Genomic DNA, 20,526 nt, shown 5'->3' with positions numbered 1-20,526 from the left:
AGTGCCTCACACCTGTGAGACACAGCACACAATCGAACATTGAGCCACAACACCAAACACATGACAACGGTCGTGCACGCAGAATTTTCAACGATAGAAAGAGGTCCTCGGCAGACAGCCCTGTGCGGCTCACCAGCCTGCCTGTCCGCCTGCCGAGGAACTGAGTACCTCCGTCGCGCGAGCCGCCTACTGCGGCAGCCCCGAAGGCGCGGTGGCCCACCCGGTGTTGGGCTCCTCGGACAGCCGGTAGGTCAGCGAGCCTCCGCGGGTGACCAGGCGCGCATCCGTCCAGGACCGGTCACTGGTACGGCCGTTGACCTCGACCGCGTCGACGTACGGATGCGTGGCATCGGCGTCCGGGGCGCTGATCGTGATGTCCTTGCCGTGCGGCCGGCCGATCACCGCGTTCGGGAAGAGCGGGGCGCCCAGCAGCATCGTGGCGCTGCCCGGCGTCTGCGGATACAGGCCCAGCGCCGAGAAGACGTACCACGCGGACATGGTGCCCAGGTCGTCATTGCCGGGCAGACCGCCGGGGCCCGTGCCGTAGACGGTGTCGAGGATCTGACGGACCGTCGCCTGCGTCTTCCACGGCTGAGCCAGCGCGTTGTAGAGCCACGGGGCGTGGATGCCGGGCTCGTTGGTCGGGTCGTAGCGCAGGGCGTCGCCGCCCTTCACCGACCAGGATCCGTCCGGTTTGTGGAAGAAGGCGTCGAGCCGCTTCGCCGCGGTGTCCCGGCCGCCCATGGCCTCGGCCAGCCCCTGGACGTCCTGGGGAACCATCCAGGTGTACGTGGCGCTGGTGCCCTGCGCGAACCCGAGGTCGCTGCCCGGGTCGAACGGGGTCAGCCAGGTGCCGTCGAGGTTGCGTGCCTGGATGTAGCCGGCGGTCCCGGCGCCGTCGGTGGCCGCGGAGTTGAACACATTGCGCCACCATGCTCCGCGCCCCTTGAAGGACTTGGCCTCCTCGTCGCGCCCGAGCAGTTCGGCCCAGCGGCCGAGCGCGGCGTCGGCCACCGCGTCCTCCAGTGTCTCCGCCGCGCCGCCCCAGCAGTGGCACACGTCCTGGGGTGCGTAGTGCGACGTCAGGTACTGCGCCAGATTGGGCCGCTGGCCGGTGCACTGGCCTGGGCACCCGGCATCCGAGAGACCGTCGTCGACGGGGACGGTCGCCTGGCGCGCCAGGGATTCATAGGCCCCTTCGTAGTCGAAGTTCCGTACGCCCATGGCGTAGAAGGTGGCCAGAGTGGCCGCCGTCGGGTCTCCGGTCATGACGTGCGTGGCGCCGTTGATGTGCACCCAGCGGTCCCACACCCCGCCGTTCTGCTGCGCGAAGTTGTACAGCGACTGGGCGAAGTCACCGGCGATCTCCGGCTTGAGCAGGGCGAGGAGCTGGATCTGGGCCCGGTACTGGTCCCACCCGGAGAAGTTGCTGTACTGCGCCCCTTGCCCGCGCTTCACCCGGTGCGGCGCGCCGTCCATGCCGGGGTAGCGGCCGTCGGTGTCGCTGATCAGGTTGGGCTGCATGAGGGAGTGGTACAGCGCGGTGTAGAAGGTGGTGCGCTGTGCGGTGCTGCCGCCGCCGATGCGTACGGAGCGCAGCTCGTGGTCCCAGGTGCGGCTCGCCGCGGCCGCGACCTCGTCGACCCCCGCGTGCGGGGCCACTTCCGCCTTGAGGTTGGCCTCTGCCCCGGCCTGACTGACGTACGAGATGCCGATCCGCATGTGGACATCGCTGTCGGCACCGGTGTCGAACCCGACCCAGCCGCCGGATCCCCGGCCGGCCCGGTCGGCGCCGGTGGCGTAGCCCTCGCCGCCGCTCCCCGTGGTCGCGCCCGGGGCGAGCGTGCCGTCCTTCCACGTACCGGTCGAGGAGAAGTCACGGTCGAAGGAGGCGCTGAAGTACAGCCGGTAGTAGCTCTTGCGGTTGTTGGTGCCGCCGTTGGCGCGGCGCCCGCAGAAGGCTCCGGTGAGGACCGAGCCGGTGACCTTGCGGTGCGCGGTGTCGATGTCGACCTGTGCGTCCTCGCTGCCGTTGAGGGAGTTGGAGACGCGGAACAGCAGATTGGCGGGCTTACCGGCCGGGAAGCGGAAGTCGGCCACGCCCGCGCGCCGGCTGACCGCCAGGTCCGCGGTGGCGCCGTTGTCCAGCCCGACGGTGTAACGACCCGGAACGGCACGCTCGTTGTCGTGCGAGAAGTTCGCGGCGTAGACGGCGTCCTTGGTGTCGGCGGACGGCGAGGAGGTGACGTCCCCGACGAACGGCATGATCGGTACGTCACCGGCGGCGCCCGGGTTGCATCCGGCACCGTTGACATGGGTGAGGCTCAGTCCACGCAGCCGGGTGGTGCCGTAGTCGTAACCGTTGGCGGCGCCGGTGCTCGTCTGGTCCCCTCTGGTGCTCGTCGGCGACCAGCCGATCATGCCGTACGGGAGCGTGGCGCCCGGGTAGGTGTTGCCGCCGTTCGAGGAGCCGATCAGCGGGTCGACGTAGGCGGTGGGGTGCGTGACGAGGCCGGCGGTCGCCTCGGCGGCCGGGGGCATGACCGCGGCGGCGAGCGCGCCTGTGACGATCACGGCGGCCGTTCGCGCACCGAAGCGCTTCGCCGCGGGCAACGGTCTGGGGGGCATGTCGCAGTACCTTCCCGAAGTGTGGACAACGTTGTCGAAGCCGAGGGCCGGCCGGAACAACGGTGATCGATTCGCGGCCGAGCGTAGAGGCCGACGGCGTGGGAGGGAATGCTGCGAACGGCATACCTGGTGAATGAGCGGTGAACGCAGTCGGCGGGCGGACGAATTGGCGTCCTGCCGGATCCGTGGCTGCTGAAGGACCGCCGCCCCGCAAATTCCCCGCGCGGGCGTCGTACCCGCTGTGACAGGGTCCGGTGGAGCAGATCGACTCCGGTTCCCGGGACCCACCACGCCACCACGGGAGCGCCCGATGGCGACACCACCGCGCCTGATCCCCCTGTTGCGGCAGTTCGACTTCGCGCGCAGGCGCCTCACCGACCGAATGGCCGGCCCTGCCATGGACAGCGGCAACGGCACGGACATCGAAGTCGCGCCGCTGACCGACGAGGAATATCTCCGGGAGCCGGTGCCGGACTGCTGGTCGATCCGTCGTCGCGTCACCGGTCCCGGGCAGGCGGCGCCCCTCCTGGCCGGTGAGGGCGACCGGGGTCGCGACTCGGCGCTTCCCCCGCACCCGACGCCGCCGCCGTTCACCATGCTCGCGTGGCGGTTGAGCCACCTCAGCGAGCTGCCGGCCCTTCGCGCCGACCACACGAACGGCAGCCACTCGCTGACCCGGGACGACTACCGCGTCATCGCGGACGCCGCCAGGGCGATCGCGGATTTCGACTCCAGCGCCGCAGCCTAGCGGGAGGCGCTGATCGGCGTCGACGACTCGGCGCTGGACACGGTGGGGCACAGCACGTACCCGCATGGCAGCGACCCGGAGGATCCGTTCATCGAAACGGTCTGGTGGGTCAATCAGGAACTGCTGCACCGCGGGGCCGAGATCGCCCTGATCCGCGACCTGTACCGCGCGCGGCGGGGCTGACGCAGAGCCCTGCGCGGCGGCCGGCCGCGACGCACCGGGCCCCCGCCGGATGTCCGGCAGGGGCTCGTCGTGTCAGACGGCACGAAGGTACTGGGCGGGCTTGTGGACCTCGCCGCTCAGTTCGCGCGCTGCGTGCTGCGCCCATGACGGGCTCCGCAGCAGCTCCCGGCCGAGGAGCACGGCGTCCGCCTGCCCGTCGGCCACGATCTTCTCCGCCTGCTGCGGCTCGGTGATCAGTCCCACGGCCGCGACGGGCAGCGAGGTCTCCTCGCGCACCCGGGCGGCGAAGGGGACCTGGTATCCGGGTCCCGTCGTGATGCGTGCGTTCGGAGCGTTGCCGCCACTGGAGACATCCAGCAGGTCGACGCCGTGGGCCTGGAGCTCCTTGGCCAGTCGCACGGTCTCGTCGACGGTCCAGCCCTCGCGCTCGTCCTCGTCGTTCTCCGTGAGCCAGTCCGTCGCGGAGATCCGGAACAGGACGGGCAGTTCCTCGGGCCAGACCTCCCGCACCGCGTCGACGACCTGCAGCGCGAAGCGGATGCGGTTCTCGAAGCTGCCGCCGTACTCGTCCGTACGCCGGTTGCTGTGCGGGGAGAGGAACTGTCCGACGAGGTATCCGTGGGCTCCGTGCACCTCGGCGACCTCGAAGCCCGCGTCGAGCGCGCGGCGGGCGGCCTCGCGGAACTGGCCGACGACGCCCTGGATCTCGTCCACGGTCAGCTCGTGCGGCACGGGGTGACCGTCGTCGAACGGCAGCGGGCTGGGGGCGACGGGAGTCCAGCCGTACGCGTCCGGGCCGACGGGACCGCCGCCCAGCCAGGGGGCAGCCGTCGACGCCTTGCGACCGGCATGGGCGAGCTGGATACCGGGAACCGATCCCTGCCCTTTGACGAAGTCCGTGATCCGGCGGAAGGCGGCCACCTGGGTGTCGTTCCAGATGCCGAGGTCCGCCGGGCTGATCCGGCCCTCGGGGCTGACGGCCGTCGCCTCGGTGAGGATGAGACCGGTGCCGCCGGCGGCGCGCGCCGCGAGGTGGGCGAAGTGCCAGTCGGTCGCGACGCCCGCGTTCGGCCCCACAGGTTCGGCGCTGTACTGGCACATGGGCGCCATCCACGCCCGGTTGGGAATGACGAGCGACCGCAGGGTGTAAGGCTCGAAGAGGGCACTCACGTCGGACTCCGTTTCGACGGGTCGGAAGAATCGTTAGTACGATACATCCCGTACTACGACACCCGTCAAATTACGACGTCCCTCGTACAAGGGCGCGGACATGCGTGAGGCCCATTCCCGGTCCGTTTCCGGCCGGGAATGGGCCTCACACGCCGCCGAGCGGCCGTATGCAAGCTATCCGCGACGCCTCAGTGTGATGTCGGCGTCCGCGTCGTAACCCTGGGTCCAACTGCGTCCGGCGCCCGACTTCCAGGTGACATGGGCGGTGGCGCCGTCGATCCTGACGCCCTCCACCGTCATGGCCCGGTCGCCGTCCCGTACATCCCCCCGACGCAGTTCGCGCGCCTTGACGGTGACGGGCTCCGCCGACTGCGTGCTCTCGGCCTCGTCCGCCGCGAGGGCGAGAGCCGCCGCCAGTTCCCGGGCGCGGGCCGGGGTGCAGATCAAAGTGAGCTCTCCCGACGGTGCCACGCCCCGGACCCGGACCCCCGCCCCAACGGGGGTCACCTCCAGGGCCGCAACGTGTCCGTCGCGGTCCTCGATCCCACTCGTCATCGCTCTGCTCTCCCCTTGCCCGGTGCGCCCTTCGGCTCAGTGCAGCCGGAGGCTCTCCGGCGGGCCCAGATAGCTGGGCTTGAGGCCGCCGGTGTCGACCACCAGGTTCTGCAGCACCACCGTCGGGTCGACCATCCAGAATTTCAGCACATGCACACCGGACCGGCCGATCCGGTGCACCGTACTGGTGACGTTGACGTTGTCCGAGGTGTTGCGGGCCCACTGGACGTTCATCGTGCTGTCGTCGGAACCCGTCACCGCCGTGACGTTCACCTTCTGCGGTGCGTCGTCGTCGAAGGAGACGGCGTACGTGAGCCCGTCGGAGGCCAGGGCGTTGTTACGGGGTGACAGGTAGGCGTGGACGGTGACCGGGCCGGTCGTGAACAGGGAGACCCGGTACTCCAGCCGCGGGCTGCTGCCGCCCGGGGTCTGCCGGGCCGCGGTGACCGGGAAGGGTTCCATGCCGGCGCCGGTCCGGCCGATGCCGGGGATGCGCTGCCAGCTGATCCCGCCACCGCCGACGGAGCGGGAGTAGTGGTCGGCCTCGATGGAGACGTATCCGTTGGCCTCGACGAAGCCTTCGAGCTGCGAGCGGGACACCCTCGGGTGGTCGATCACCGCCTGGACGGTCACCTCGCGGCCGTCCGGTCCGCTGACCGTGACCGGTACCTTCGTGATGCCCTTGGGGGCCCGCGACCAGTCGACGCGGAAGGTGACCCGGTCCTGCTTGTCGACGCGGCCCCGCGTGCGGTCGGCGGTCAGCCAGGAAACGCCGGTCCGGACGCGGTAGTCGAACGGGGCGGTGCCCCGGTTGAACACCTCGATGTACTGCGCGGGCTGGCTCTGGTACGGGCTGAAGACAGGCAGTACGGCCGGGCCGCTCTCCTGGGGCCACCACTTGTCCGAGCCGTCGACGGCCACGCCCATCTCGGCACCGGCCGGCAGGTCGATGCGCTTGACCGCGGGGAAGAGCACGTCCTTGATGGCGACGTTGTTGATCTCGGGCTGCTGCCAGGGGGCGTTCGGCCCGTAGCGGGCCACATCGCCGTAGTCGATGTGCGGCTGGGTCTGGAAGCCCTGCCACTTGCCGTCGGCGACCTCGGTGTCGAAGCGGTCCGCCAGGGCGAGGTCGTCGGAGAGCCGGGCCTCGGCGGCGGCCGCCAGATCGTTGGTGAGCGCACGACCCTGCGCCGCGTAGTGCAGGTTGGTGAACTCGGCCTCGCGCAGCGCGTACAGGTTGGCGGTGGCCTGCACCTCGTACCCGACCAGTTCGTACCAGGCGTCCTGGACGGAGGCGGGGAGCTTGCGGCCGATCCGCCCGGCGTCGGCGGCGAGCCGCTGCCAGTCCTCGGTGACCCGCTCCAGTTCGCGGTAGTCGACGATGCTGAACGGGGTGGCCTGGTCGTCGTAGACGATCGCCGACCCGTCCTTGGCCGGGTCCTTGGCCGGGTCGAGCGTGATCTTCCGGTTCAGCAGCTCGGGCTTGCGGCGGGACTGCAGCCGACCGTACGTACCCAGCACCTCGGCCACGTCCGCGGCCTGCTTCTCGCCGAAGTTCTGCCGGGCGTACTGCTCCTCCCACTCCGGGAGCCGGTCCAGGGTCCAGCGCTCCGGATTCCAGGCGTACTCCAGGAAGAACTGCGTGGGCAGTTCGTTGCCCTTGAAGTCGCCGACGTTGGTGACCCAGAGGCCGTGGTTCCCGTAGGCGACGGACTGGTGGAGCTGGTCCCACATGTTCGGCAGCGAAGTGGTGTCCACCCACTTGTAGTTGCGGCCCACCCCGACGTAGTCGAAGTGGTAATAGAGGCCGTAGCCGCCGCTGCGGGCGTCGTTCTTGAGGTCGGGCACCTTGCGGATGTTGGCCCAGTTGTCGTCGGTGAGGACGACGGTGACGTCGTCGGGCACCCGCAGCCCGCGGTCCCAGTAGTGCTGGACCTCCTTGTAGAGCGTCCACACCTGCGGAATGGTGGTGACGTCCTTGCCGGAGACGTCGGCCAGGATCTTGCGCTGGGTGGCGATGATTTCGGTCATCAGCTCGATGCCGTCACCGTCCGGCAGGCTCACATCGCCGTTGCCGCGCATGCCGAGGGTGACGACGCCCTCGAAGTCCTGGTCCTTCATACGGCGGATGCCGTCGGCCCAGTAGGCCTTGATGGCTTCGGCGTTGCGGCGGAAGGACCACTCGCCGGTGCCGCCGTAGGGGTCGTGGCCGGGGGTGGTGATGTTGCCCGCGCTGTCGCGTACGGCAGCGACCGCGTGCCGGTTCCACTCCTCGATGCCGCGCATCATCGGCGCCTCGTGCGAGGTGCCCATGACTACGCCGTACGCCTTCGCGGTGGCGTGGTTGAGCGGGTCGTCCTCGGCGAAGGCGCGGCCCCAGACGGCCGGCCACAGGTAGTTGGCCTTGAGCCGGAGCATGACCTCGAAGATCTTGGCGTAGAAGTCGGCGTTGAAGCCGCCGTCGAAGCCAGGGGCCTTGCCGGGGCGGAAGAAGGCCGGGGCCCAGGTGCCGAGCGCAGGGTTCTCGTCGTTGATGAAGAACCCACGGTACTTCACGGCGGGGGTGCCCTGGGTGTGCCGGCCCGGCAGAACGTGGACCTCGTTCCGGTGTACGGGGGGCACGTCGTCCCACCAGTACCAGGGCGAGACGCCGATCCCCCGGGAGACGTCGTATGCGCCGTAGACCGTGCCCCGCTGATCGCTGCCCGCGATCACGAAGGCCCGGTCGACTCCGGGCAGGGGCTTCTCGACGACGGTCTGGAGGCTGGTCTCCCACTTGCCCTTGATGCCGGAGACGTCGAGTTTGCCCGCGGCGATCAGTCCGTCGATCAGGGGGCTGTGGCCGATGGTGCCGACGAGGACGATCCCGTGGCCCTTCGGTACCACGCCCCGCGAGAGGCCGGGACGGACACCGGTGACCCGCTCGATGTCGGCCTGGAGGTCACCGGCCACCCGGACGACGCCCGCGTGGTCGCTGTCGCTCACCACGATCGGGGCCGCTCGTCCGTCCCTGACCAGTGGGAAACTGCCGGAACGGGGGGTGAACGAGATGTACGCGCCCGGGTCCGTGAGCCGGACAGCGCCGCTCGGCACGGCTGCCGATGCCTCGCCGGACAGGCCGAGGAGGGAGCCCAGAGGTGTGGCCGTCAGGGCGGTGAGCCCCAGTCCGGCCCCAAGAATCGCTCTGCGACTGGTGTGTTGTTGCGGGAAGTGCTTGTCCATACCGCTCTCCCATATTTGTTCACACACATGACAAATAGGTCGGGTGTGTGCCTTGACGAGTTGTTCCTTGGCCCGCTTCGAGGGTGCTGCGTCAGTCGACCGCGCCGGGCACGGCCGGCTGAGGCACCGGCGCCGCCGCCGGGCCGTCGTCCCCGTCGGGGCCGGGCGACACCGCGGCCACGATCGCGTCGGCCGTGTCGTCCGCCTCCGGAAGGAGCAGACCGACGACGACGTACACCACCAGTGAGGTCACCAGCGGAGTGACGATCACCAGAGTCTGGTCCGTACTGTCGAGCACGAACTTCACCAGGACATAGCCCAGCAGCCCCAGCGCCCAGGAGGACAGGGCGGCGCGTGGGCCGCATCGGCGGAAGGCGGGCAGCAGGCCGAGCAGCATCGGGATGGAGATGGGTCCCATCACGGCCGCGACCAGTCCGACGATGATGCCGAGCACTCCGCCGAAGTGATCGGCCTCGATGGCGACGACCATGCTGATGGTGATGAAGACGACCGTGCACACCCGGGCGATGAGCAGCCCGGTCGCCGGGGCCAGGTTCCTGGCGCCGCGCACGACCGCCGGGATGATGTCGCGGGTGACGACCGCGGACACGGCGTTGGCGTCCGACGAGGCCATGGCCATGGTGTGGGAGAACATCCCCGCCAGGGTCAGACCCACCAGTCCGGCGGGCAGGTACGACTCCGCCATCAGCGCGTAGATCTTCTGCGGGTCGGCCACGTCCGGCATCAGAACGGCAGCGGCGACGGGCGGGAACAGCAGCACCGCCGGCCACACCACGTACAGCACAGCGGAGAGCCCCGCCGAACGGCGGGCGGCCTTCGGGGTGTCCGTGGCCATGTAGCGCTGGGCCAGGTTCCACATGCCGCCGTTGTACTCGAAGAGCTTCACGACGACATACGCGCCGAGGAACGTCGCGGTGTACGGACCGACCAGCGGGTGGGTGTGGCCCTCGGGCAGCTTGTGCCAGATGGTGCCGAGGCCCGCGATGCCGTCGCCGAGCCGGTCCAGGACCACCCAGACCATGGCGAGCGCCGCGACGCCCTGGATGACGAACTGCCCGAAGTCGGTGAGCGCGTCGGCCCACAGGCCGCCCACGGTGCAGTACAGCAGGGTGACGACACCGGTGATCAGGATGCCGGCCGTCATCGACATACCGGTGAACACATTGAGCAGCACGGCGACCGACGCCCACTTGGCGGCGACGTCGAACACCTTGAGCAGCGCCCCGCTCCAGGCGAGGGCCTGCTGGGTGGGCACGTTGTACCGCTTGGCCAGGTACTCCAGCGGCGAGGCGACCGCGTAACGCTGTCGCAGCCGGTTCCAGCGCGGGGCGAACAGCCAGGCACCCACACCGGTTCCCAGCGCGAGCGGCAGGAACGCCCATACGTAGACGGTGATTCCGTAGCTGTACGCAATGGCCGCGTAGGCGACGAACACGGCGGCGCTGTACCCGGACATGTGGTGAGAGATGCCGGACAGCCACCAGGGCATCCGGCCACCACCGGTGAAGTAGTCGTTCACATCACCGACCCGCCGGTGCGACCAGAGGCCGATGAGCAGCATCACCAGGAAATAGCCGCCTAGGGCGGCCCAGTCGAGCGGGGCCATCAAAGCTCCTTGGTACGTGGTGGGACACGGCGGGGGGCCGGTTCACCAACGGGGGGTCTTCTTCACGTAGGTGGGGTCGATCCGGCGCATGTAGCCGGTGTCGTCGCGGTCGCGCAGACCGCAGGTGAGGTACTGCTCGTGCAGTCGGGCCAGTGCGTCCTGGTCGAGTGCGACACCGAGCCCCGGTCCCTGCGGAACGCGCACGGAACCGTCGGCGAAGGTGAGCGCGCCGGGCTCCACGACCTCCTCGGTCTTCCACGGCCAGTGGGTGTCGCACGCGTAGGTGAGGTTCGGTGTGGCGGCCGCCAGGTGGGTCATCGCGGCCAGGCTGATGCCCAGGTGGGAGTTGGAGTGCATGGACAGCCCCATGGAGAAGGTGTCGCAGATCCCCGAGAGCATCCGGGACCGGTGCAGACCGCCCCAGTAGTGGTGGTCGGAGAGCACCACCTGCACCGACCGCTGGGCCACCGCGGGCGCCAGGTGCTCGAAGGCGACGACGCACATATTGGTGGCGAGCGGGATCGAGGTCTCCCGCGCCACCTGTGCCATGCCGTCCAGTTCGGGCGTCGGGTCCTCCAGGTATTCGAGAACCCCCTCCAGCCGGCGGGCCACCGCGACGGAAGTCGGCACGCTCCACGCGGCGTTGGGGTCGAGGCGCAGCGGCGTGTCCGGGAAGGCATCGCGCAGCGCCAGGACGGCTTCGGTCTCCTCCTCCGGAGGCCGTACCCCGCCCTTGAGCTTGATGGCGGAGAAGCCGTATTCGGTGATCATGCGTCGCGCCTGGGCGACGATGGCGTCGGGGTCGAGCGCCTCGCCCCAGTCGTCGGGGTCGGCCCCGGGATGTCCGGCCCACTTGTAGAAGAGATAGGCGCTGAACGGTACGGAGTCCCGTACCGCTCCGCCGAGCAGATCGCTGACCGGCCGGCCGGCCGCCTTCCCCTGGATGTCCAGACAGGCCACCTCGAACGGGGAGAACACCCGGTCCGTGGCACTACTGGTGGTGATCATCCCGGTCAGTCCGGTGCCGCCCGCACCGCTGTCGCGGCTCAGGACCCGGGCCACCGCGCGGTGCATGGCGCCCAGTGCGTACACGTCCATTCCGACGAGGGTGTCGGCGGCGGCCCGCAGCCGGCGCAGATGCCCTTCGTCGGCGTAGGTCTCGCCGAGACCGACGAGGCCCTCGCCGGTGTCGACTTCGACGATCGCGCGCAGTGCGTACGGTTCGTGCACGCCGACCGCGTTGAGCAGCGCCGGGTCGCGGAAGGCGACCGGGGTGATCTTCACTGCATGGATCCGGAGGCCGTCCGTCACTGCGCTGCCGCCTCCTGTGCTGTTGCTCATGTGCGCTTTCAGTCCCTGCCTGCGGCCAGCGTGAGGTCGTCGCTCATTGCGTTGTACGCGGCCTTGGCCTTGTAGTTCTCGTCGAAGATGTTCGCCGCACCCTCGCCCGTGAAGGTGCTGGGAACCCAGGAGTACTTGTCGGTGAAGCCCCACACCGTGAAGTCGGTGCAGTGCTCGGTGAGCAGGCAGCCGCGCAGCAGTACGTCGTAGGCCTCCGCCTGCGCCTCCAGCTCGGTGTTGTCGACGGGCATCGGGATGCGGACGTCGGCCTCGGTGATCGCGGTCTCCAGACCGAGGTCGTCGAAGCGCTTCATGTTGGTGGCAATGTCGTGCGGGGCGCTGTACTGGACGTCCAGGTGACCCTGGATGCCGACGCCGTGAACCGGCACGTGCTCCTTGCGGAGCTGCGTGACGAGGTTGTAGAGGGCGGTGCTCTTCGCGTTGACGCCCTCGATGTTGTAGTCGTTGATGAAGAGCTTGGCCTCGGGGTCGGCCTGGTGGGCCCAGCGGAAGGCGTCGGCGATGTAGCCGGGGCCGAGCTTCTGCAGCCAGATGCTGTCGCGCAGGGTGCCGTCGTCGTTGAAGACCTCGTTGACGACATCCCACTGCCAGATCCGGCCCTTGAAGTGAGCGACCTCGTCGGTGATGTGCTGGTGCAGGATGGAGCGCAGCTCATCGGGGGTGAAGTCGCCGCTGGTCAGCCAGGACGGGAGCTGGTTGTGCCAGAGGAGCGTGTGGCCGCGGACCAGCTGGCCGTGGGCGCGGGCGAAGTCGACCAGCTCGTCGGCTGCGGACCAGTCGTAGGTGCCGCGCTGCGGTTCGACGACCTCCCACTTCATGGCGTTCTCCGGGGTGACCGAGGAGAACTCCCCCGCAACCTTGGCCCGGTAGGGAGCGTCGGCGGCCAGCGCGGACATGTCGACGGCCGTCCCGATGCGTAGATCGGCCCTCTTGCCGAGCCCGGCGAGGGTGGTGGCGGTGTCGTCCTTCGGCTTGCCGTGGTGGCCCGCCTGCTCGGGGCTGGCCGCTGCGGTGAGGGTGAGCGTGGAGACGAGCAGTGCTGCGGCGGCGGTGCCGACCACGAGCGCCTGGTTTGCCTTGCGCATGACAGGTCCTTCCGATGGACGCGGACCCCCGGGGGCCGGCCGGTCCCTGACGGAGAGGGCCGGCCCCTGACCGGGGTCGATGCGTGCGACTGATGAGGATGCGGAGTGAAGATTTCGAAAGTTTCGAGAGCCTCTCCGCACAGTCGACGAGGAGGCCGGGAATCCGCGCGGGGAGGCTCTCGGAACGAGGGGAGGACGGTGCGTCAGTTCCCGGCCGCGGCCGGGGCCTGCGCCCCCTCCTCGACAGCGGTTTCGCAGACCAGCCGGCGACGGTGATCAACCGTGCGCTCGGGGCCGGTGAGCCTCAGTCGTACCGTCTGCCGGATGTCGGAGACGGCACTCGATGTGGCGAGCCGCAGTTCCAGATCGCCGGGTTCGACGACCCGTCGGCCGCCGATGCCGGTGAAGGACACCAGATCGGCATGGAATTGGAAGCGGACCTTCCGGGCCTGCCCGGCGGCGAGTTCCACCCGGGCGTAGCCGATCAGCCGTGCCTGCGGGCGGGTGGTCTGGGCGACCGGGTCGTGGACGTAGAGCTGCACGACCTCGGCCCCTTCGCGGTCACCCGTGTTGCGGACGGTGACCTCGATGCCGGCGGAGCCGTCGGTGGGGATCTCCGCCGGAACGGGCTCGCCGGGCTCCCAGGAGAAGGTGGTGTACGAGAGCCCGTGCCCGAAGGGGTAGAGCGGTGTCGGGTCCAGGTTGCTGACCCCGTTCGCCAGGCCCAGCGGCGGCTGGAGGTAGGTCCATGGCTGGCCGCCCGGCCCCTGCGGGACACCGATGGGCAGCCGCCCGGAGGGGTTGACCCGCCCGGAGAGCACACCGGCCAGCGCCGGACCGCCCTCCTCGCCGGGGAAGAACGCCTGCACGGTGGCGGCCGTCCGGCCGGCCCAGCGGCCCAGCGCGTACGGACGTCCCGTCAGCAGGACCAGGATCACCGGGGTTCCGGTGGCCAGCAGCTCGTCCAGCAGCTCGCCCTGGACACCGGGCAGGGACAGGTCGGCGGTGTCGCAGCCCTCACCGGAGGTGCCGCGGCCGAACAGTCCGGCCCGGTCGCCGAGCACGGCGACGCAGACATCGGCGTCCCTGGCCAGCTCCGCGGCGGCCGCGAAGCCGGAGGTGTCCGTGCCGTCCACCTCGCAGCCCTGTGCCGAGGACAGCTTCGCCTCGGGGAACTCCTCGCGCAGCGACTGGAGCACGGTCGGGATGTCGATCCCCATCGGCACCTCGGGGTGCGAGACACCGACATGGCTGGGGAAGGAGTAGCAGCCGAGCATGGCCAGCGCGTCGTCGGCGCGCGGGCCGACCACCGCGATCCGGCCGTCGCCGCGCAGCGGCAGCGCACCGGCAGGGTTGGCGAGCAGCACACACGCCTCTTCCGCCAGCTTCCTGGCCAGAGCCCGGTTCTCCGGCGGATCGAGGTCCACCGTCGCGCGGGCCCGCTCGGGGTCGGTGCCGAGGAGGGCGGCGGGCAGCGGGGTCCAGTCGGGGTCGAGCAGTCCGAGCTCGCACTTCTGGAGCAGCACCCGGCGCAGCGCCCGGTCGACCAGTTCCTCGGCCACGGCGCCGTCCCGTACGGCGGTCACGAGCACATCGCCGTAACTGCGGACGGTGGGCAGCTCCACGTCGACCCCGGCACTCAGCGCGAGACGGGCCGCGTCGGCGCGGTCGGCGGCGACCTTGTGCAGGGTCTCCAGGAAGCCGATGCCGAAGTAGTCGGCGACGACGGTGCCGGTGAAGCCCCAGGTGTCCCGCAGGAGTCCGGTGAGCAGGGCCGGGTCGGCCGCCGCGGGCACTGAGTCGATCTCCGCGTAGGAGTGCATCACCGAACGGGCGCCGCCTTCGCGCAGTGCCATCTCGAAGGGCGGGAGGACGACATCGGCCATCTCGCGCGCCCCGGCCCGGACCGGCGCGAGGTTGCGGGCGCCCGCCGATGACGCGTACCCGGCGAAGTGCTTGAGGGTGGCGACGATGCCGGCGGACTCCAGGCCCCGGACATAGGCCGTGCCGATGGTGGCGACGAGGTACGGGTCCTCGCCGATGGTCTCCTCGACACGCCCCCAGCGCAGATCGCGGACCACGTCCAGGACGGGGGCCAGTCCCTGGTGGACACCGACCGACCGCATGTCGCGGCCGATCCGTCCGGCCATTTCGGCCACCAGCTCCGGGTCCCAGGAGGCGCCCCACGACAGCGGTACGGGGTAGGCGGTGGCGCCCCATGCGGTGAAGCCCGCCAGGCACTCCTCGTGGGCGAGGGCGGGGATGCCGAACCGGCCGGACTCGGCGATCCGGCTCTGGGCGCGGGCCAGCGCGACCGCGCCGACGCCGGGGTCGACCGGTGCGGTGCCGAACGGCCGGGTCAGCTGGCCGAGTCCGCGGGTGGTGAGGTCCTCCCAGTCGACCGGGTCGACCATGTCGTTCTGGTGCGGTGCGACTCCGTCACCGTCGGCGTCGGCGCCCACCCAGACTCCGTACAGCTGGGCAGCCTTCTCCTCCAGGGTCATCCGGGCGACGAGATCGGCCACCCGCTCCTCGGGGGTGAGCGAAGGGTCGCGCCAGGGGCCGTCGACGGCCGGAGCCGGTTCGGCCTGACGGGCATGCGGGACGGGGTGGATTGCCATGGCGGCAGGGGTTCCTCTCGTGAATGCGGTGGTACGGGGCGGCGTGGGGAGTGCTACTTGCCGCCCACCCCCATCAGGCCGTTGATCAGCGCCCGCCGTGCCACGAGGTACACGGCGAAGATGGGCACCACGGAGAGGACGATCGCCGCCAGCACGGCGGGGATGTTCACTCCGAACTGGGTCATGAAGTTGAACAAGCCGAGGGTCAGTACCCGGTTCTCCTCCGACTGGGTCAGGATCAGCGGGAAGAGGAAGCCGTTCCATGCCTGGATCGACGAGTAGATCGCCACCGTGCTGATGCCTGCCCGGGACATCGGGACGGCCAGCTGCAGCAGCATCCGCACGGGCGTGGCGCCGTCGAGCGCCATCGCCTCGTACATCTCCTCGGACACATCACGCATGGTGCCGCTGAGCACCAGCACCGCTACGGGCATCGAGAACGCGGCGGTCGGCAGGATGATCGCGGGCAGGGTGTCGTACAGCCCCATCTTGCCGATCAGCAGGTAGAGCGGCACGATCACCGCCTGCGCGGGGATCGCCACGCCGAGCAGGAAGGTCCGGAAGGCGAGCGACGAGAGACGGCCACGGGTGCGTACCGCCACGTAGGCGACCGGCACGGAGAGCACCAGCACGATGGCCACGGTGGCCACCGCGACGATCGCGGTGTTGCCCAGCATCGAGAGAAAGCCGCTGTGCAGAACGGTGTTGTAGTTGTCGAACGTCGGATGCGTCGGGAAGGCCAGCGGATCGCCGTTGAGCGCCTCGTCCTGGTGCATCAGCGACGAGGAGATCAGCGTGTAGATCGGTACGATCACGATGACCAGCCAGACCAGCGAGCCCAGTCCGGCCAACGGGTTGCCGCGCGGCTTCCAACGGCGGGCGGCGCCTGCGGGGCGGCGGGCGGTGCGCGTCATCGCCGGCGCCGCGGAGCGGGTGTCGTATGACATTGCGTCACATACCTTCCCGGGTGGAGCGCATGTTCCCGAAGCCGCTGAAGCGGACGAGAACCAGCGACAGGCCGGTGGCCACGACGACCAGGGCCGTGGCGATGGCCGCGGCGTATCCCAGGTCGTAGGTCTGGAAGCCGGTCCGGTACATCAGATAGGGCAGGACCGTGGTGTCCGTGCCGGGACCGCCCTTGGTCATGATCAGCACGGTGTCGAAGTAGGTCAGCGAGCCGACGATCATCAGGACCGAAGAGGTCGTCACGGTGTTGCGTAGCTGCGGCAGCGTGATGTGGAAGAACTGCCGCACCATGCCCGCGCCGTCGATGGCGGCCGCCTGGTAGAGGACTTCCGGGATCTGGCGCGTTCCGCCCTGGTAGATCAGGGTGTGGAAGGGCATGAACTGCCAGCCGCCGACGAACGCCACGGTGAGCAGCGCCCCGGTGGACGAGCCCATGATGTTCGGGTCGATCCCGAGCCAGGGTCCGATCTCCTTGATCACCCCGAAGTTGGGGTCGAGCAGGGCGTGGAAGAGCATCGCGATCGCGGTGGTGGAGAGCAGCAGCGGGATGAAGAAGACCGCGGAGAGCACGGTCCGGCTGCGTTGCCGGCCCGACGCCCAGACGCCGAGCAGCAGGGCCACGGGGGTCTGGAAGGCCCAGCTGACCGTCGTGAGCAGCAGGCTCAGCCAGGCGGCCTGACGGAACTCGGGGTCCTTGAACAGCCGCGTCCAGTTGCCCACGCCGGTCAGGGTCGGGGAGTTGAGCCCGTCCCACTTGCAGAAGGAGAGATACACGGCGATCGCCAGCGGGACGATCGCGAAGGCGGCGAAGAAGAGGATGCCGGGGACGGCCCAGCCGACCGGCGGGCGGCCGACGTTGCCGACGGCCGCCTTCCCCCTTCCGCGCATCTTCGCGTGCGGAGTGTCGTGGGACATTTTTACTTGACGGCCTTCATTGCTGCGACGAACTGTTCGGGAGTGGACTTGCCGGCGAACAGCTTGCTGATCTCGGTGAGCAGCGGGGTGGCGTACTGGGACTCCAGTGCCTGGTCCCACGAGAGCGTGAAGCTGGGGGCCTTCTGGACCAGCTGGTACTGGTCGGCGGCGAACTGCGGGTTGGGCGAGGAGCTCAGCATCGACGAGGCGTTGGAGGTGGTGGGGATGTCACCGTTGTCCACCAGCGCCTTGGCGTACTTCTGGGACGCCATCGCCTTGAGGAAGGCGATCGCTGCGTCCTTGTGCTTCGTACGGGCGTTGATCGACCAGTAGTTGGTGGGGTTGCCCACCACGTCCGCAGCGTCGCCGACGCCTCCGGCCACTGTCGGGAAGGCGGTCCAGCCGAGGTCCTTCTTGGCGAAGTCGGGCGCCTTGCCCAGCTGGGTCGAGTACTCCCAGGAGCCCATCAGATGCATGGCGGCCTTGCCCTTGTTCAGGAGAGTGGGGGCGCCGCCGTTGCCGTAGTCGACCGAGTTGAAGTTCTTGCCGAACGCGCCCTCGTCGACGAGACCCTTGACGGTCTGGGCCGCCTTGAGCACCGCCGGGTCGCCCCAGCCGGAGGAGTCGCCGTCCTGGATCTTCCGGAAGACGTCGGGTCCGCCGATCCGGTCCAGCAGGTACTCCATCCACATCAGCTCGGGCCACTTGTCGGAGCCGCCGAGCGCGAAGGGGGTGATGCCCTTGCCCTTGAAGGTGGTGATGGCCTTCTGCAGGTCCTCCCAGGTCTTGGGGGCCTTCAGGTTGTTCTCGGCGAAGAGCGTCTTGTTGTAGAACAGCATCACGGGCTGCATGCCGCGCATCGGCACCCCGTAGATCTTCCCGTCGAGACTGCCCGCCGTCATGATCGACGGAAGGAAGCCGTCCTTCAGCGTTGCGTCGTTCTTGACCGTCGAGCTGAGGTCGACCAGCTGCTTGGCGTCGACGTACGGCTTGATGGATCCGCCGCCCCAGTTGAAGAAGACATCCGGAGCGCTGGGCGAGCCCATGGAGCTGCGGAGCTTGTTCACGTAGTCGGTGCCGGGGACCGACACCAGCTTGACCTTGACCTTGGAGGTCTTGTTGAAATCGTTGACCGCGGCCTGCTGAACCTTGACCGCGTCGTCTCCGTACACATAGGCGGTGATGGCTCCGCCGTCACTGCCGCCGTTCCCGCCGGAACCGCAGCCGGTCAGCAGCCCAGCCATGACCATGGCTGCACCTGCCGCGGTCCATCTCTCTGTTCGCGTACCGTGAGTGAAAATGCCCGACCGCATGACCGCACCTCTGTCGAATGTTTCGGAGATTCGCTCGAATGTTGCCGGAACCGTACGGTTGCGTTTCGGGCACGTCAAGAGGCGTGGCGAGGTATTTACCAAGCAGGACCGGCGCACCCGGCCGCGGCGGCGGGAGGCTACGATTCCTGCATGAGCCCCGCAAAGGTCCATCCCCAACAGGAGAAGACGCCGATCGACGAGTCGTCGGAAGGCAGCGCCACGCTGGCGGAAATCGCCCGGGCCGCCGGAGTCTCGGCTCCGACAGTTTCGAAAGTGCTGAACGGACGCGCCGACGTCGCCCCGGCTACCCGCACCAGGGTGGAGGAGCTGCTGCTGCTGCACGGCTACCGCCGCAGGCGTGGCTCCACGGCGCAGTCCCAGCTGATCGACCTTGTCTTCCACGAGCTGGACAGTGCCTGGGCCATGGAGGTCGTCCGGGGCGTCGAGAACGTCGCCCGGGAGGAAGGGCTGAGTCTGGTGCTCTCCGAGAGCGCCGGCCGGCTGACCCCCGGCCAGACCTGGGTGGACGGTGTGCTGGCCCGTCGGCCGGTCGGGGTGATCCTGGTGCTGTCGGACCTGACGGCCGCCCAGCGCGCCCAGCTGACCAGCCGCAACATCCCGTATGCCGTGGTCGACCCTGCGGGCGACCCGGGTGACGACGTGCCGTCGGTCGGGACCACCAACTGGCAGGGCGGGCTGGCCGCCACCCGCCATCTGACCGGGCTCGGACACCGCCGGATCGGCGTCGTGAGCGGCCCGTCCCGCATGATGTGCAGCCGCGCCCGCGTCGACGGCTACCGGGCCGCGCTGGAGACCGCGGGCCTGCCCTTCGATCCGGAACTGATCCGGGAGGGCGAGTTCCACCACGAGGCCGGCTACGCGGCGGGCCTCGAACTGCTGCAACTGCCCGACCCGCCCACCGCCTTGTTCGCGGGCAACGATCTCCAGGCCCTCGGCATCTACGAGGCCGCCCGCGAACTGGGACTGCGCATCCCTGAGGACCTGAGCGTCGTCGGATTCGACGATCTGCCCCTCACCCGGTGGATCGGACCGCCGCTCACCACGGTGCGCCAGCCGCTCATCGAGATGGCCGAGACCGCCGCCCGTCTGGTCCTCGACCTGGCCCGGGGCGACCGGCCCGCGACCACCCGGGTCGATCTGGCCACCAAGCTGGTGGTACGCAGCAGCACCGCCGCGCCCCGCCGCTGACCCCTCCTGCCCGCACCCCGCTCACCCAGTCCGACCTGCGCTTCTATTCCGTTGCGGGCCGGACCGGAGCCGCGTACCGTCCCCCGTCATGACGACCCCGACCCTGCATACCGGGCGGCTTCTCCTGGAGCCGTACACACCCGCGGACGAGGACGACTTCGTGGCGCTCTTCCAGGACGCCCGGGTGTCCCGGTGGATGGGTGACGGACCCTGTACCGAGGCCGAGGACCGCGCCCTGTTCGGGCGGGTCTTCAGCAAGGTGTACGCGCAGGAGCTCTTCGACGTATGGGCCGTGCGACAGAGCGGCCGTCTGGTCGGCCATGCGGAGATCAAGCCCTCCCCGTCCCCGGAGGTGGACGGCCACGAGATCGTCTACGCCCTGGCTCCGGCCGCATGGGGGCAGGGGTTCGGCACCGAGATCGCACAGGCACTGACGTCGTACGGGTTCGACGTCCTCGGACTCACCGAGGTGCATGCGACGGTGGCCGCCGAGAACGCAGCGTCGCTGGCGCTGCTGGGCCGGATCGGCTTCCGGCACGTCCGGGACGCGGTGGAGGACGACGGCAGCACGTCCCGTGTCCTGACGCGCCCCGCCGACGGCACAGCCGGGGCCGGTCAGCCGCGGTAGACGTCCAGACGGCCGCACATGCCGAACTTTCCGTACGCGGAGGGCTGTTCGGCGTGCACACAGGCGTCGGCGAGGTATCCGCTGTCGCCGCGCGCCAGAGCGTCGAGCTGTCCGCCTGTCACCTCGGACGCGGCAGCGGCCCCCTTTCAGGTGAGGTGGAGATGGGGCGTCCCGCCGCGCAGGCCGTCCGCGGTGGGCCGGTCGTAGACCCGCAGGTGGGAGACGGCGACGGCGCCGGGCAGCCCTTCGAAGGTCGGCACAGCTGCTCCCCGGTCCCTCTGCGATGGCTTTCGG

General features: G+C 69.6%; 13 protein-coding genes and 2 pseudogenes. 3 read left to right on the top strand and 12 right to left on the bottom strand.

The window, feature by feature from the left end; translation table 11 throughout:
* Window positions 1-186: 186 nt before the first annotated feature.
* On the bottom strand, window positions 187-2,628 hold the full coding sequence (locus tag ACGFU7_RS17120; protein ID WP_393696558.1) for a GH92 family glycosyl hydrolase: 2,442 nt from the start codon (window positions 2,626-2,628) through the stop codon (window positions 187-189).
* A 310-nt stretch (window positions 2,629-2,938) separates the two neighbouring features.
* Between ACGFU7_RS17120 and ACGFU7_RS17115 the strand changes: the two are divergent.
* Window positions 2,939-3,559 (top strand): annotated as a pseudogene (locus ACGFU7_RS17115) (DinB family protein).
* Between the two features lie 72 nt (window positions 3,560-3,631).
* Here ACGFU7_RS17115 and ACGFU7_RS17110 read toward each other — a convergent pair.
* The 10 genes from ACGFU7_RS17110 to ACGFU7_RS17065 form a co-directional block, all read right to left on the bottom strand.
* Window positions 3,632-4,729 (bottom strand): NADH:flavin oxidoreductase/NADH oxidase, encoded by a 1,098-nt coding sequence (locus ACGFU7_RS17110; RefSeq protein ID WP_393696556.1) that lies wholly within the window; start codon window positions 4,727-4,729, stop codon window positions 3,632-3,634.
* A 174-nt stretch (window positions 4,730-4,903) separates the two neighbouring features.
* The gene (locus ACGFU7_RS17105) at window positions 4,904-5,284 is read right to left on the bottom strand and encodes a hypothetical protein (RefSeq protein ID WP_393696554.1); all 381 of its coding nucleotides are present in this window, start codon (window positions 5,282-5,284) and stop codon (window positions 4,904-4,906) included.
* A gap of 36 nt (window positions 5,285-5,320) precedes the next feature.
* On the bottom strand, window positions 5,321-8,506 hold the full coding sequence (locus ACGFU7_RS17100) for a glycosyl hydrolase 115 family protein (RefSeq protein WP_393696552.1): 3,186 nt from the start codon (window positions 8,504-8,506) through the stop codon (window positions 5,321-5,323).
* A gap of 91 nt (window positions 8,507-8,597) precedes the next feature.
* Window positions 8,598-10,133, bottom strand: coding sequence for a sodium:solute symporter family protein (locus tag ACGFU7_RS17095; protein ID WP_393696550.1), 1,536 nt, complete (start codon window positions 10,131-10,133; stop codon window positions 8,598-8,600).
* 42 nt (window positions 10,134-10,175) lie between these two features.
* Window positions 10,176-11,474, bottom strand: a complete 1,299-nt coding sequence (locus ACGFU7_RS17090) for a glucarate dehydratase family protein (protein ID WP_393696548.1) — start codon at window positions 11,472-11,474, stop codon at window positions 10,176-10,178.
* Window positions 11,475-11,482: 8 nt separating this feature from the next.
* Window positions 11,483-12,580 carry an endo-1,4-beta-xylanase gene (locus ACGFU7_RS17085; RefSeq protein ID WP_393696546.1) on the bottom strand — a complete coding sequence of 366 codons (1,098 nt, stop codon included), beginning with the start codon at window positions 12,578-12,580 and terminating at the stop codon, window positions 11,483-11,485.
* Window positions 12,581-12,783: 203 nt separating this feature from the next.
* Window positions 12,784-15,201 carry a glycoside hydrolase family 3 N-terminal domain-containing protein gene (locus ACGFU7_RS17080; RefSeq protein WP_393696544.1) on the bottom strand — a complete coding sequence of 806 codons (2,418 nt, stop codon included), beginning with the start codon at window positions 15,199-15,201 and terminating at the stop codon, window positions 12,784-12,786.
* A 53-nt stretch (window positions 15,202-15,254) separates the two neighbouring features.
* On the bottom strand, window positions 15,255-16,148 hold the full coding sequence (locus ACGFU7_RS17075; protein ID WP_393696542.1) for a carbohydrate ABC transporter permease: 894 nt from the start codon (window positions 16,146-16,148) through the stop codon (window positions 15,255-15,257).
* A gap of 4 nt (window positions 16,149-16,152) precedes the next feature.
* Window positions 16,153-17,082: a carbohydrate ABC transporter permease gene (locus ACGFU7_RS17070; protein WP_393696541.1), complete on the bottom strand. Its 930-nt coding sequence runs from the start codon at window positions 17,080-17,082 to the stop codon at window positions 16,153-16,155.
* A gap of 2 nt (window positions 17,083-17,084) precedes the next feature.
* Window positions 17,085-18,332 (bottom strand): extracellular solute-binding protein, encoded by a 1,248-nt coding sequence (locus ACGFU7_RS17065; RefSeq protein WP_393696539.1) that lies wholly within the window; start codon window positions 18,330-18,332, stop codon window positions 17,085-17,087.
* Window positions 18,333-18,545: 213 nt separating this feature from the next.
* Here ACGFU7_RS17065 and ACGFU7_RS17060 point away from each other — a divergent pair, with 213 nt between their 5' ends.
* A complete protein-coding gene (locus tag ACGFU7_RS17060; RefSeq protein ID WP_393696538.1) occupies window positions 18,546-19,604 on the top strand; it encodes a LacI family DNA-binding transcriptional regulator in 1,059 nt (352 codons plus the stop codon).
* An 88-nt stretch (window positions 19,605-19,692) separates the two neighbouring features.
* Complete coding sequence (locus ACGFU7_RS17055; RefSeq protein WP_393696536.1) at window positions 19,693-20,232, top strand: GNAT family N-acetyltransferase; 540 nt, start codon at window positions 19,693-19,695, stop codon at window positions 20,230-20,232.
* On the opposite strand, the pseudogene ACGFU7_RS17050 reads toward ACGFU7_RS17055, so the two are convergent.
* Window positions 20,220-20,378: pseudogene (locus ACGFU7_RS17050) on the bottom strand (cupin); the annotation flags it as partial. The gene ACGFU7_RS17055 and the pseudogene ACGFU7_RS17050 overlap by 13 nt on opposite strands.
* Between the last annotated feature and the right edge of the window lie 148 nt (window positions 20,379-20,526).

It is taken from the genome of Streptomyces sp. NPDC048473, from assembly GCF_043200155.1.
Lineage (GTDB): Bacteria > Actinomycetota > Actinomycetes > Streptomycetales > Streptomycetaceae > Streptomyces.
The sequence above is the reverse complement of the archived record's forward strand: the minus strand, read 5'-3'. Positions and strand labels throughout refer to the sequence as shown.

Bases quoted from the DNA above. Each gene is read 5' to 3' on its own strand.
- ACGFU7_RS17120 (WP_393696558.1), bottom strand. From the start codon at position 2,628: ATGCCCCCCAGACCGTTGCCCGCGGCGAAGCGCTTCGGTGCGCGAACG.
- ACGFU7_RS17105 (WP_393696554.1), bottom strand. From the start codon at position 5,284: ATGACGAGTGGGATCGAGGACCGCGACGGACACGTTGCGGCCCTGGAG.
- ACGFU7_RS17100 (WP_393696552.1), bottom strand. From the start codon at position 8,506: ATGGACAAGCACTTCCCGCAACAACACACCAGTCGCAGAGCGATTCTT.
- ACGFU7_RS17095 (WP_393696550.1), bottom strand. From the start codon at position 10,133: ATGGCCCCGCTCGACTGGGCCGCCCTAGGCGGCTATTTCCTGGTGATG.
- ACGFU7_RS17090 (WP_393696548.1), bottom strand. From the start codon at position 11,474: ATGAGCAACAGCACAGGAGGCGGCAGCGCAGTGACGGACGGCCTCCGG.
- ACGFU7_RS17085 (WP_393696546.1), bottom strand. From the start codon at position 12,580: ATGCGCAAGGCAAACCAGGCGCTCGTGGTCGGCACCGCCGCCGCAGCA.
- ACGFU7_RS17080 (WP_393696544.1), bottom strand. From the start codon at position 15,201: ATGGCAATCCACCCCGTCCCGCATGCCCGTCAGGCCGAACCGGCTCCG.
- ACGFU7_RS17075 (WP_393696542.1), bottom strand. From the start codon at position 16,148: ATGTCATACGACACCCGCTCCGCGGCGCCGGCGATGACGCGCACCGCC.
- ACGFU7_RS17070 (WP_393696541.1), bottom strand. From the start codon at position 17,082: ATGTCCCACGACACTCCGCACGCGAAGATGCGCGGAAGGGGGAAGGCG.
- ACGFU7_RS17065 (WP_393696539.1), bottom strand. From the start codon at position 18,332: ATGGTCATGGCTGGGCTGCTGACCGGCTGCGGTTCCGGCGGGAACGGC.
- ACGFU7_RS17060 (WP_393696538.1), top strand. From the start codon at position 18,546: ATGAGCCCCGCAAAGGTCCATCCCCAACAGGAGAAGACGCCGATCGAC.
- ACGFU7_RS17055 (WP_393696536.1), top strand. From the start codon at position 19,693: ATGACGACCCCGACCCTGCATACCGGGCGGCTTCTCCTGGAGCCGTAC.